Annotated in this window: 10 protein-coding genes and 3 pseudogenes; 7 read left to right on the forward strand and 6 right to left on the reverse strand. The window is 58.7% G+C overall.

Annotation, left to right across the window (positions count from 1 at the left end):
* Positions 1-87: 87 nt before the first annotated feature.
* Together Ga0102493_RS16590 and Ga0102493_RS02230 are read right to left on the reverse strand one after the other, a co-directional pair.
* Positions 88-890 (reverse strand): annotated as a pseudogene (locus Ga0102493_RS16590) (IS5 family transposase).
* A gap of 90 nt (positions 891-980) precedes the next feature.
* Positions 981-1,332 (reverse strand): annotated as a pseudogene (locus tag Ga0102493_RS02230) (IS5/IS1182 family transposase); the annotation flags it as partial.
* A 295-nt stretch (positions 1,333-1,627) separates the two neighbouring features.
* Between Ga0102493_RS02230 and Ga0102493_RS15620 the strand changes: the two are divergent.
* Entirely contained in the window at positions 1,628-2,107 is a 480-nt protein-coding gene (locus Ga0102493_RS15620) for a GNAT family N-acetyltransferase (protein ID WP_161490032.1), read from the forward strand.
* Positions 2,108-3,139: 1,032 nt separating this feature from the next.
* On the opposite strand, the gene Ga0102493_RS02250 is transcribed toward Ga0102493_RS15620, so the two are convergent.
* Positions 3,140-3,520 (reverse strand): hypothetical protein, encoded by a 381-nt coding sequence (locus Ga0102493_RS02250; RefSeq protein WP_051698222.1) that lies wholly within the window; start codon positions 3,518-3,520, stop codon positions 3,140-3,142.
* Positions 3,521-3,880: 360 nt separating this feature from the next.
* Between Ga0102493_RS02250 and Ga0102493_RS02255 the strand changes: the two genes are divergently transcribed.
* The 6 genes from Ga0102493_RS02255 (at position 3,881) to rfbB (ending at position 8,999) form a co-directional block, all read left to right on the forward strand.
* Complete coding sequence (locus Ga0102493_RS02255; protein ID WP_081845713.1) at positions 3,881-4,213, forward strand: PEPxxWA-CTERM sorting domain-containing protein; 333 nt, start codon at positions 3,881-3,883, stop codon at positions 4,211-4,213.
* A 558-nt stretch (positions 4,214-4,771) separates the two neighbouring features.
* Positions 4,772-4,981 (forward strand): hypothetical protein, encoded by a 210-nt coding sequence (locus tag Ga0102493_RS02260; protein ID WP_081845714.1) that lies wholly within the window; start codon positions 4,772-4,774, stop codon positions 4,979-4,981.
* Positions 4,982-5,649: 668 nt separating this feature from the next.
* Positions 5,650-6,555 carry a glucose-1-phosphate thymidylyltransferase RfbA gene (rfbA, locus tag Ga0102493_RS02265; RefSeq protein WP_051698224.1) on the forward strand — a complete coding sequence of 302 codons (906 nt, stop codon included), beginning with the start codon at positions 5,650-5,652 and terminating at the stop codon, positions 6,553-6,555.
* Positions 6,552-7,097 carry a dTDP-4-dehydrorhamnose 3,5-epimerase gene (gene rfbC / locus Ga0102493_RS02270; RefSeq protein ID WP_034905289.1) on the forward strand — a complete coding sequence of 182 codons (546 nt, stop codon included), beginning with the start codon at positions 6,552-6,554 and terminating at the stop codon, positions 7,095-7,097. Before rfbA ends, rfbC begins: the two co-directional genes overlap by 4 nt.
* On the forward strand, positions 7,094-7,951 hold the full coding sequence (gene rfbD, locus Ga0102493_RS02275) for a dTDP-4-dehydrorhamnose reductase (RefSeq protein ID WP_034905292.1): 858 nt from the start codon (positions 7,094-7,096) through the stop codon (positions 7,949-7,951). The genes rfbC and rfbD overlap by 4 nt, the downstream gene beginning before the upstream one ends.
* A complete protein-coding gene (gene rfbB / locus Ga0102493_RS02280; protein ID WP_034905294.1) occupies positions 7,944-8,999 on the forward strand; it encodes a dTDP-glucose 4,6-dehydratase in 1,056 nt (351 codons plus the stop codon). The genes rfbD and rfbB overlap by 8 nt, the downstream gene beginning before the upstream one ends.
* 501 nt (positions 9,000-9,500) lie before the next feature.
* Here rfbB and wecB read toward each other — a convergent pair.
* From wecB to Ga0102493_RS02295, 3 genes and pseudogenes are all read right to left on the reverse strand, one after another.
* A complete protein-coding gene (gene wecB / locus Ga0102493_RS02285; RefSeq protein ID WP_034905296.1) occupies positions 9,501-10,670 on the reverse strand; it encodes a non-hydrolyzing UDP-N-acetylglucosamine 2-epimerase in 1,170 nt (389 codons plus the stop codon).
* A complete protein-coding gene (gene wecC, locus Ga0102493_RS02290; RefSeq protein ID WP_081845716.1) occupies positions 10,667-11,971 on the reverse strand; it encodes a UDP-N-acetyl-D-mannosamine dehydrogenase in 1,305 nt (434 codons plus the stop codon). Before wecC ends, wecB begins: the two co-directional genes overlap by 4 nt.
* Before the next feature lie 133 nt (positions 11,972-12,104).
* Positions 12,105-12,586 (reverse strand): annotated as a pseudogene (locus Ga0102493_RS02295) (transposase); the annotation flags it as partial.
* Positions 12,587-12,899 lie beyond the last annotated feature (313 nt).

Below are 12,899 nucleotides of genomic sequence, written 5' to 3' on the forward strand. Positions count from 1 at the left end.
GAACTCCTGATCTCGCATAGAAATTCCCGTAAAATCTATGCCGCCGGAAGCTGCACCGAGTCAGAACTCGTGGAAGCCTCTCTGGGATTAGGCCGTGTTGACAAAAGACCTCAGCCATAGGCGAGTGGCGGCGAGGTTGAGGAAGCTCTCGAAGGAGAGGATCGTCCTGTCGTAGCGGGTGGCGATACGGCGCTGTTGCTTGAGCTTGCCGAAGCACCGCTCGACGCGGTTGCGGTCACGATAGCGGCGATAGTCGAGATGCTCGAGCACCTTTCGGTTCGAACGGGGCGGGATGATTGGCAGGATGCCCCGGATCAGCAGGCTCTCCCGGAAGCGATCACCGTGATAGCCTTTGTCCGCCAGCAGCGCCTTGGGTGCGGCGATGGGGATCTCCATCAGCAGCTCAGCAGCGGTGCAATCGGTGGCCTCGCCGCCGGTCAGGATGAAGCCGAGAGGCAGTCCCTGATTGTCGCAGCGGGCGTGGATTTTGCTCGTAAAGCCGCCGCGTGATCGACCAAGAGCATTCGCACAAGCCCCCCTTTTCCGCCCGCTGCCGAGACATGGCCGCGAACGCCGGTGCTGTCGATCATGTGCTGCCAGTCGTCGGTCAGGCCAAGATCAACCAGCGTTTGCAGCAGCGCATCCCAGACGCCCTGCTCGGCCCAGCGCCCGAACCGGACATAGACCGAGTTCCACTTGCCGTAGCGCTCGTGCATGTCGCGCCAAGGGCAGCCGACCCGCAGCATGTGGAGCATGCCATTGAGAAAGCGCCGATTATCCCCGGCGGGACGCGCCCAACGTCCCCGCTCAGGCGGCAGCAGCGGCCCGATCACCTGGACACCTCGAAGAACCTGCTGTTTCTGGCATGATTGCGGCGCGAGTGGTCTGATGACGAACTTCAGGCTTTGAGGGGCGGCCTTTTGGGGACTCATTTCCTCGGTTTTCTGGGCCGGTGCGCCGCTCAGCGCGGCCTTTTCGCATCATGCAGGCGCACTTCGCCCCTTGAGCCAGGCGAGGCGCTGGAAGTTATCGGCGAGGTTTGCCATCCCGGTCTTGATCCGGGCACGCTGGATACCGATGGTCCGGATGAACAGCCCCATGCGGTGCTTCTGCCCGGCGAACACGTGCTCGACCGCAGAGCGGACAGCGGAGCGCCTGGCATTGGCTCGGGCGACGTGCTCGGGCAAAGGTCTACGCGGCTTGCGCCTCTGGTGGATGTTGCTCTTGAACATGCCGCGCTCGAGGAAGGCCTCGTTCTCCTTCGACCGATAGGCTGTGTCCGCCGCAATACGCCCCCGAGCCTATATTCTGCTTGCTGATGAGCTCGGGCAGCCATGGGCATTTCTTGTGATAGTAAAATCTGTCTTTCTGAATAATCCAATTGGCAGCTCTTTGAGCCAGGTTTTGCGTTCACAAGCTTTGTTGTCGAAGGCGCAACTTGGAATGCTCAAGGCTTCCGGGCGCGAAGTCGCTTATGATCCCCTTTCAAAAGGGGTGGGTGCCATTGAACTGCGTTGACGATATCGATGATGAGCCGACTCTACAGTAGGTCTTTACTAAAGGCGATCCATTCGTTCAGTTTTACATGCAATATAAAAATAGACATACGGCTCGAGAGCCAATAACCATGTTTGGTCGGTGGCAGGCTCAAGATCTGGCGCAGTACAAGGCCCTTCTCGATGATCCGTATGTTTGGGCACTTCTTCCCGAGCCCTATCCTGACCCGTTTACCGACGACTTGGCGGCATCTCTGATTGAGTTGTCGAACGAAACCAAGCACCACGATGTCCGTGCTGTCCTTGCGGATGGAGTGCCCGTCGGCCAGGTTCGGATCTTCTTTGCGCCAGCTGATTCGGTACGTGAAAGTGCCGAGGTCAGCTATTGGCTCGGCCGTGACCATTGGGGATGTGGCATCGGCGCCCGCATGGTTGCCGCCTATGTCGAAGAGGTCACCGCGCGTTTCCCGTCAATCACCATGCTTATTGCGCGCATCCACCGCGACAACGCGGCTTCGGCGCGAATCGCCCTCAAAGCCGGGTTCCACAAGACCAATGTCGATGATCAGGATCCGAACATCGAGGTGTATGGCATCCAGCTTAATCGTTAGCTGGCCGAGAACGCGGGCGGACTGCTGCCCTTTGGGAGTCAATAGCTTGTACAGCCACAGGCAAGATCATATCAAGAAGGTCGCGCCGTCAGCAGCGGTTCCGGTGTCAAATTGGATTTGATAATTTCCTAGTTGTGCTTGAACATCTCCTCACGGATCGACGTCGATTTTGGGATGCAGTTTCTGAAATGCGACCCTAGAGGATAGGTAGACTGGTAGCGACGCGGTAACGGGGAAGCCGTCTTAACGTTACCATCAAATCATGCATCCCGCTAATTGCGAGGAGCACTGATCAGGACCCATCGGTTTACTGACACATGCCGATAGACATGACACGCCGAGGTTGATTGGCGTCGCTGTTCCAAGTGAAGAAGCCATGGTCTACGTAGTCTGCTAGGGATTTGAAGGTGAGGTTCGACAGCCAATTGTGTTTCCTGACCTGGCAGACGTTCTCGATCAGGTTGAGCTCAGGACATCACGGCGACAGCGGCAACAGGGCAAGGTTGGGCATAAGGACGAGGTCGCAGGAGCCATGCCATCCAGCCTGATCAAGGGTAACCAAAGCTTGGGCGCCACAGGCGACATGAAAGACGATCTTCTCGAAGTGCATTTTGATTGTCGCGGTGTTGCAGCGAGGCATGGCGAGGCCGGGGACCCTGCCTTCAGCGGGAGAGATAGCGCAGAATATCCATGCTGAGGAGCGCCGCTTATCGCGCAGTGCCGGAGGACGTGTACCGCGCTAGGGCCAGAGCCGTGTGAGCTTGGTCTGTTGGCCGATCCTTGCGTCGCTTTACCTACACAGCTCAACGTGATGTCTTCGGGCACTCTTTAACTTGGCGAGGTCCTCGCTCTCATGCCCGCGGTGTCGCCGCCGTTGGAGGAGCTGGACACTCGCGAGAACCGTAGTTTTTGGCCACATGATTGGCCGTGGTGCACCTGATACCTGCAGGATGACCGTTTGTGCGGTCAAGTTGTCCGTTGTGCGCTGGTTTTGATGGGTGTTTCAGCCGCTTCTGCGGATTTCAGGCGGAACTATCCCGTGGCTGCACACCGCTCATGGAAGATCAGTCGGTCGAAGTTTCGGGCGAGGTTGGCAAGCGTGAGGTTGGCCTGCGCTCTGGCGATGCCGATGATGCGGATGAAGAGGCCACAGCGGTTATTCTGATGGGCGAAGACATGCTCGACCTTGGCGTGGATCGCTGACTTCGCCGAGTTGGCGCGCGCCATGTACTGAGGCATCGGCTTGCCCTTGGGCTTGCGGCGATGGATGCAACTCTTGAACATGTTGGCCTTTTGCCATGCCTCGTTCTTGGTGCTGCTAGAGGCGCTATCGGCCCGGGTATCGGCGGCGATGTTGTTGATGTCGATCACCCGCCGCAGCAGCCGTCCGCCGCTTTCTCCGGCCGAGGTCACGGTAGAATGCCCTCACTGTCCCACGTTGGGACACTTTGTTGTTCCAGAATGGGGCACTGCCACGCTCACACAAAAGTTCTGTTAATCGCGCATTTGGTTCCAGTGGCGAATTCAAGGTCGCAATATCGACACAAATCATTGTATTATAGGGATAAACAGGGTTTCCCACATGTGCGCATCTGAACGGTGGACGTTATTCACCATTTGTTGACTCGGGCTAACATGGTGCTAATCCTTCCAATCGGCAGAATCAGATGAGTGCGGGGCGCCACTGAACTGAATCTGCCGGGAGACCATAGGGACGTTAGATCCCGCGGGCGCTGGTCAGGCTGTGGTCTTAGATTCTGGGGGTAATTGACAATGAATGGTGTTTGGATTCCGTCCGTTCGGGCGGCGATGCTTTTTGTCGTCGTTATTGTGGGGTTGCTGGCATTTGCGACGGCCAAAATCAGCACTGTTAATGGAGTTGCCCGCGGCGAGAGTCCGGAGTTGACCGTGGCTGTGAACGCCACTCCGGACACGCTCGGACTTGCTGCCCCCGATCAAAGTCAGCAAGTGGCGGCGATGCGGCAGAGCCCAATGTTGGCTGACCGTGAGCCGGGGACATGGGCGCTCATGATTCTTGGCTTCGGAGCAGTCGCTTTCGCACTCCGCCGCCGGCGCTCTAACCGCGTCCGTTACCAGTTTGCTTAAGCAGGCGACATTTTGGTTTGTATGTCGCTGCGCCTAGGTCCAGAATCCATTAAACTACGTGCATTGATGGCGGCCTACTGATCGTGCTTCGCACTCTTTCGGCTCCAGTCGCAGCATCGAGAAGGTGCGACTGATGTCGGAGCTGTAATTGTTAAGCGAGGCCCAGATGCGCCGGGTAAAGCCTTGTTTTCCGTTGTCGCACGGGATTCTGCGGGTCTATCATCGGCAGATATCGCCACCGGCATCATTTTCGTGATCTGGAATGGCCTTGTTGGCGCGAGAAGCCTGTCCCAATGGCCCGCGCAGTACGATCTACGGCCAGCTGATCCACTAGAGCGGCTAGGCGTCTTCAACCCCATCTCCGCTGAGCTGACGGCAAGGGTGGTAAGCCGGATCGGCTGATGATCGACACCACCCATCTGACCACCCATCTGAAGGCCCATCGCACGGCCGCAAGCCTGCCAGGAAGGAGGCTCTATCCCGACGCATCGGGCGCACCGATTGTGGCTTGAACTCCAAGCTTCACGCTGTTTGCGACGGCAAGGGCACCCGCTAATCATGCTGCTCAGCGAAGGGCAGGTGAGTGACTACAAGGGCGGTGCGCTGATGATCGATGCCCTCCCCAAGGCCAAGGCGTTGCTCGCCCGCCGGGGCTATGATGCCGACAAGTTCCGCCATGCCCCGGGCGAGCGTGGCACTGCCGCCTGCATCCCGCCAAAGGCAAGGTGCCCATCCCGCATGGCAGTCTTCCGCGCTATTCTAATGTGAATTGTTTGCTTTCGAGCGTCCAGCTTACCATCCCCAAGCGTCGTCCGACCGGCCGAGGGCGTATGATCTACGTGTTCGTGGCGAGCTCGTAGAAGCGCAGGCTCACCTGAAGCGCAGCCTCCGCATTGTCTACAAGGCTCCGCCTCGCTGAGTGCTCGCACCCTGCGCACATTCAATCTCGGCTAAATTTGCTTTGCGAGTACGGAGCACGCGTACCGGACGGTCTGCAAGTTTCGCCAGATCGGTTTGGCCGAAATTCGCAGTGCCGCATCTCTGCCTCGGCGAATGGGTTGTCTTGGAGCTTTACGCCCGGTTTGGGGACAGTTGACGTCTCAGATTTGCCATCTCGAACGGTAATCGTTTCCCACGCATGGTTCCGTTCTCAAGCGATCCGTCGACCCACGATTCCACACCGGATCTAGTGGTTCCTGGGCCGATCGGCCACTAGCTTTGCGCAGAATAGACTGCATCTTCCCGAGGACGGGTGCGGGCCTTCTTTCCTAGGTCTACAAAACTTCAACTAAGACCGCCGCTAGGCAGTCTTTTCCCGGTTGGTTTTTCGGCACCTCCGTCGTAATCGCTTGGAGGGCTTTTCGGTTGGTCATTGACCCCCGCTTGCCATACTGCGATGCGGTGGTTCGCGCTCGGACTTCGGGGGTATCGAAGACGTGAAAAACGAAGCTATCACTAAGAAAAGACGCGGTATTATTCTCGCGGGTGGTTCAGGAACCCGGCTTTATCCGCTTACTCGCGGCGTCTCGAAGCAACTGATGCCCGTCTTCGACAAGCCAATGATTTATTATCCACTGAGTACCTTGATGCTGGCTGGTATCAGGGATGTCCTCATCATCACGACGCCGGAGGACGCGGATCAGTTTCAAAGGGTGCTCGGCAACGGTTCGGACTTGGGGGTTTGCCTGAGCTATGCGGTACAGCCGAAGCCAGAAGGGTTGGCTCAGGCCTTTCACATCGGAGCGGATTTCGTTTCAGGAGGACCAAGCACGCTGATCCTCGGTGACAACATCTTCTATGGTCATGGACTTCCCGAGCTGCTCAGACGCGCAGGATCCAGCGACTGTGGTGCCAGCATTTTCGCCTACCGTGTCACCAATCCGCAAGCCTTCGGGATCGTAGAGTTCGACTCCTCGGGCCGGGCCGTTTCGATCGAAGAAAAGCCATCCCGGCCCAAATCCAATTATGCCGTTACGGGCCTCTATTTCTACGACGAAACCGTTGTCGATCGCGCGCGAGAACTCAAGCCCTCGGCTCGTGGGGAGCTGGAGATTACCGACCTCAACCGGCTCTATCTCGATGACGATGCGATGTCCGTGGAACTCATGGGGCGCGGGTTCGCGTGGCTCGATACCGGCACGCATGCATCTCTTCTTGACGCTGCCACCTATGTCAGGATCACGGAAGAGAGGCAGGGCTTCAAGATTGCCTGTCCGGAAGAGATCGCCTGGCGACAGGGTTTCATCGATGATGCTCAGCTCGAAGAAATCGCCCAGCCTCTGCGCAAGTCTGGCTATGGCGAATACCTGATGCAATTGCTCCGTGAGCCGCGCCCGGCATGAGAGTTGTGGCGACCGCCATATCTGGACCTCTTATCCTCGAACCTCGCGTCTTCGGTGACGATCGCGGCTTCTTCATGGAAACATGGAAAGAGTCAGCTTTCCGTAAAGCAGGTCTCGCTATGCGCTGGGTGCAGGACAATCACAGCCGCTCGCAGAAAGGCGTCCTGCGCGGGCTGCATTTCCAGAACCCGGGCGCTCAGGGCAAGCTGGTGCGGGTGACTCACGGCGCGGTATTCGATGTCGCGGTTGATCTGCGCGTCTCATCTCCGAATTTCGGGAAATGGGTTGGGGTCGAACTCAGCGCTGAGAACAAGCGCATGTTCTGGGTGCCCGAGGGTTTTGCTCACGGGTTTCTAACGCTCGAAGACGACACTGATTTTCTCTACAAGTGTACGGCACCCTATTCGCCTGAAGCCGAATATACGCTTGCATGGGATGACCCCGATGTCGGGGTCGAATGGCCAGTTGAGGGCCTGGATCCCATCATCTCTGAAAAGGACGCGCGGGGCCTCCCGCTTGCCGATCTAGCGGTGTATTCATGAAAGTCTTGATTACTGGTGCCAATGGCCAACTCGGTGGCGCATTGACGCGGCTCGCCCCAGCATGGGCGGAGGTCAACGCAATCGACGCCGATGATTGCGACTTTACCGAAGCTTCGATGCTGACCGCTCGGCTGGTAGTAGAAGCGCCTGATGTGATTCTCAACGCAGCAGCCTATACAGCGGTCGACAAGGCTGAGAGCGAGGAAGACGTCGCCCACGCTGTCAATGCAGCGGCCGTCCACGCGATGGTTGACGCGATGGCTGATACGGGCGGAAAGCTCGTCCATGTTTCGACCGATTTCGTGTTCGACGGCATGACGAACCGTCCTTACCGACCCGACGACGAACGCAATCCGCTATCGGCCTATGGCCGCACCAAGGCGGAGGGCGAGGATCACCTGCGACCTGAAGACCTGCTGGTGCGCACGGCTTGGGTCTATGAAGCAGGCGGCGCGAATTTCGTGCGCACCATGATCCGGCTGATGAAAGAGCGCGCAGAGCTTTCTGTCGTCGCGGACCAGATAGGCGCTCCGACCTGGGCGACTGGCCTTGCGCGTAGCATCTGGGCGCTGGTGGAAAAGGGAGCAACTGGCAGGTTCCACCACTGCGATGAGGGAACCACTAGCTGGCACCAATTCGCCGTCGCGATCGCGGAGGAAGCCCTTGAGCGTGGCCTCATCCCTCGCGCCCCTTCGATACGACCGATCACCACAGCCGATTACCCCACCCCGGCGCGGCGGCCAGCTTTTTCGGTGCTTGATTGCAGCGCAACCCGCGCATTTCTGGGAGATACGCCGTGTCATTGGCGCGATAATCTGCGTCTGATGCTCGATGAGGAGGCGAAACTTGGCTAATCTGCTCGTCACCGGTGGCGCCGGCTTCATCGGTGGCAATTTCGTGCACTACTGGAATGCGAACCACCCCGGTGACGAAGTAATCGTGCTCGATGCTCTGACCTATGCCGGAAACCGTTCGACCATCGAAGGCGTGCCCAATGTCGAGCTAGTGGTAGGCGACATCCGCGACATCGATCTGGTCGGAAGTCTACTGCGCGATTACGATATCAGCACGGTAGTCCATTTCGCCGCCGAGAGCCATGTGGACCGTTCGATCAGCGGGCCGGATGCTTTCATTGATACCAATATCCTCGGAACCAATAGCCTGCTCAAGGCGGCGCGAGCAGTTTGGCTTTCAGGCTGCGGCCAGCCGCATCGTTTCCATCACATTTCAACCGATGAGGTGTTCGGTTCTCTCGGCCCCGATGATCCGGCCTTTACCGAGACCACTCCCTATGCGCCTAATTCGCCGTATTCGGCGTCAAAGGCTGCCTCCGATCACCTGGTGCGAGCTTATCACCACACCTATGGGTTGGACGTGACCACGAGCAATTGTTCGAACAATTACGGGCCCTACCAATATCCCGAAAAGCTGATTCCGCTTTTCCTCCTGAACGCGCTGCATGGGCGCAACCTGCCCATTTATGGCGACGGGATGAATGTGCGCGACTGGCTGCATGTCGAAGATCATTGCCGCGGGATCGAGGCCTGTCTTTTGCGCGGGAAGCCTGGCGAGACATACAATATCGGTGGGGGCGCCGAATTGCCGAACCTTGACGTCATCGCGGCAATCTGCCGAGAGGTCGATCGCGCTTTCGAAGAAGTCGACGGATTGGCTGCTCGCTTCCCAAAAGCGCCCGCCGCCCGCGGGCAAAAGACGGACAGCCTTCTCACTTATGTGACCGATCGCGCCGGACATGATCGTCGCTATTCGATCGACGACCGAAAGGTCCGGACCGAACTGAATTACGCCGCTCAACGCAGTTTTGATGAGGGATTGCGGCAAACCCTTCATTGGTATCTCGACAGTGAGCATTGGTGGCGCTCAATCCTCTCGGCCAATTGACCGGCCAGACCATTGGCACCCCGCAAGATTATGATTCAAAGTTTCGCCGAGACATCGTCCACCTTGTGCCAACGAGCGACCGCCTGCTTGACATAGGTGGCGGATCCGGCGCGACCGCGCGCTATCCACAAGGTAATCGGCTGAGCCAAGTCGGCCGGCGTTCTGGATGCGGTTGTCGAGGAGCATCAGGAAGGCCTCCATCTTGCCTCTTCTGTTGACGTAAAGAGACCTCCAGAAGTGGCTGCGCCTTCAATCTGTCGTCGTGTGCTGCGTGATTATGGTGCTTTTGATCGTGCTAGTCATGATTTCGCTTCATTCGATAGACTCGCTTTTGTAGTTTCCAAGAAAGTTCCGATATCTGATCGTCATCCGGAACTTTTGGATCGTCCCTATCATTGCAGACTGCCAAATCCGGAACCTCCCCAGAAGAAGGAGGAGCGTGGGTTCGCAGACTGGTAAGAGCGAGCCCATCAAGCGAGAGCACATCTTGGGCGCCCTAGCTCAAGAGACGGCTTGTGCGTCCTTGACCTGTAGCCCTGACTGCTGCGCGAGGACCTCTGCTATTTTTTGGCTTGCAGTGCCGTCTCCGTATGGATTGTGCGTCAAGGACATGGCCTTGTAGGCGGAAGGGCAATCCAGCAGCCGAGAAGCTTCGGAGACAATCCTGGCGCTATCGGTGCCGACCAGCTTGGCCGTGCCCAAACTTATTCCTTCTGGCCGCTCGGTCGTCTCGCGCAGCACAAGCACCGGTTTGCCGAGGCTGGGCGCTTCCTCCTGAATGCCACCCGAATCCGTGATTATGATCTCGCTCGCTTCCATCATGGCCACGAATTCGGGATAGTCGAGTGGATCAATAAGGGCGATGTTAGCGATCTGCGAAAGCTCTGACCGCATGATCTTTTTCACGTTCGGATTGGGGTGGAGCGGATAGATGATTGCAACGTCACCGCGTTGAGCCAGATGTCGCATGGCCGCGCTGATCTGGCGCATGCCCTCGCCAAAATTTTCACGCCGATGGGCTGTGACTGCGATGATCTTTCGATCCGCGTACTGATCCCTTAGTGCATTGATTATTGGTGCAAGACCCGGTTTTTTGGCTAGCCTGTTGCGAGTTGCCAGAAGCGCATCGACCACCGTGTTGCCGGTGACATGAATCGCGTCTTCAGGAACATTTTCGGCACGAAGCGCATCTGCCGCAGACTCGGTCGGTGCAAAATGCAGGTCGGCTAACACTCCCGTCACCCTGCGGTTGCCCTCTTCTGGCCATGGCGCGTAAATATTCCCGCTCCGCAGCCCAGCCTCGACATGACCGACCGGTATGCGCCGGAAATAGCAGGCAAGCGTGGCCATCATGGTCGTCAGCGTGTCGCCATGGACAAGCACACGGTCGGGCTTTTCCGTATCGAGCGCTGCGCCGAAGCGGGTGACGATGCGTGCCGAAAGTTCGTCGAGGTTTTGCCCATGCTGCATGAGGTCGAGATCAAGGTCGGGCACAATCCCGAAGATTTCGAGGACTTGGTCGAGCATTTCGCGGTGCTGGGCAGTCACAACCACGCGCACGTCGAACCGCCCGTCCATGCGCAGCGCATCGACAACCGGGGCCATCTTAATCGCCTCAGGCCGCGTGCCGAAGGTCACGAGCATGCGAGGGCGGCCGGTTTCGGCGCTCATCTTTTGAGCATGCCCCTGGTGTCGAACACGATGCGCCCGGCGAGGTCCTCGGGTGTGAGATGTCTGAAGGCGGTATGGTCAACGAGCACGACGACGATTTCCGCTTCCCTAAGCGCCTCATCAAGCGTTGCGAGTCTGACGCCCGTCCCTGAGAGTTCCTCAGGAAGATCCGCGGTGAAAGGTTCGACCACGAGGATCCGGTCCCCTTGGTCGCGGGCAAGCGAAACGGCAATCTCTAGCGCTGGGCTTTCGCGGAAATCATCAATGTCCGGCTTAAAGGCGATGCCGAGCAGGGCGACCTTGCCACCGGGCGCGGCATCGAGCAGGGCGCGGATCCGGTGCTCAGCGTGCACGGCCTTGCTGTCATTGACCTCCCGCGCGGTGCGCACCAGCCGGGCCCTGTCTGGCGCGGCGGCGACGAGGAACCACGGGTCGACCGCGATGCAGTGCCCGCCCACGCCCGGCCCGGGTTGGAGGATGCGGACGCGCGGGTGGCGATTGGCGAGGCGGATGACCTCCCACACGTCGATCTCCATCGCGTCCGCGATCATCGACAGTTCGTTGGCGAAGGCGATGTTGACGTCGCGAAAGCTGTTTTCGACCAGCTTCACCATTTCGGCGGTTCGCACATTGGTGACAAGACAGTCGCCCTTGACAAAGCTGTGATAGAGCGCCGCGGCGCGTTCGGCGCAGGCCGCGGTCATTCCGCCGATGACGCGGTCGTTGTAGACCAGCTCGGTGACGATCTTGCCTGGCAGCACGCGCTCGGGACAGTAGGCGAGCGCGATGTCGCCGCCTTCATCGTCCCCGAATTCGGGCACGGCGAGATCGGGGCGCTCCTTGGAGATTATTTCCGCTACGCGCTCGGTCGTCCCGATCGGCGAGGTGCTTTCGATGATGACGCATGCACCGGGCAGGATCCGGTGCGCGATCGCGCGCGCTGCCGCTTCCACGAAGGATATGTCGGGCGTCTTGTCCGGCCCGAGCGGGGTCGGAACCGCGATCATATAGAAATGCGCCGTTGGCACCTCGGTCGATGCGACAAGCAGCTCGGCCTTTGTCGCGCTGCGCACGAGCCTGTCGAGATCGCGCTCCTCGATATGGACGGCGCCCGCATTTACGGTCTCGACGACCCGCTCCGAAATGTCGACGCCGCACACGCTCCAGCCATGGCTGGCCAACACCGCCGCGGTCGGCAGGCCGATATAGCCGAGCCCGATCACGGCCACCTCGTGTTCGATCCGCACGCCCGGTGTCGCATCAGGGTCCAGCGCCTTGGCTGTCTCGAAGGGTGCGTTCATCGGTCCATCGCTTCCGTCTTGTGCGAACGCAATGGACCGGCAGGGCTTAAGATCGCGTTAGGCTTGTCGCGGCTTTGACCATCGCGCATAGACAGCGAACCGGCGATTCACTCTAAGTGAGAGCGTTTTCCGATCACTCCGGTTTATAGCCGCATGATCTGGAGTAGTTGGTGCATTCGTCTGGCTGGAAGATGTCGACTAGCCTGCCGATTAGATCCCACGGCCCTGACGGTGCGCTCTCCAGCATTTGGCAGCATTGCCTTGAGACGGGAGAACGCCTTCTCGATCGGAATGAAGTCGGAGCTATAGTGCGGAAGGAAGCGCAGGGTTTTCCCGACCGTTTCGATCTTCTCCTGCAAGATTGCCCGCTTGTGGTTCGAGAGGCTTTGCATGATGACGATGTCACTGGGGCGCAGCTAGGGCACGATCACCTGGGTGACGTAGGCTTCGAACCAGTCGCCGTTGATCGGTCCGTAGAGCGCCCTTGGCGCGGCCACGCCGGTCATACGCAGGGCTGGCGACTAGCTTGCGATGCCCGCGCGGCAAGCCCGTGCGCAGACGCGCGCCTTTCTGGCAGCGGCCATGGCTGCGGGTCATGTTGATGGCTGTCCACGTTGGTTGCCTTCCGCGTCAGCTTCGCATCCATTGATGAAAGCCACGCGGCGGCTTGCTCAAACGCCGGCTTAGGCTCAGGAACCATCGAAGTACTTGCGATGAGGGCCGTCCACTGATTCAAGGCCAGTATCGAGCAGGTGCCGCTGGTGCACGAATGACTAATTTGAAACGGTATTCTCTACGGTGGAACATCGATTTCTTAACGAACCCAATCGAATGGGTCCTGCCACCGGGCATGGCTTGTAGCCGGTTGCAAATAGGCTCTGGCTGCTTCTTTCTTGCGGGCTTGAAAACATCAGCAAGCCGTTCAGGA

The organism is Erythrobacter litoralis, from assembly GCF_001719165.1.
Taxonomy (GTDB): Bacteria; Pseudomonadota; Alphaproteobacteria; order Sphingomonadales; family Sphingomonadaceae; genus Erythrobacter; species Erythrobacter litoralis.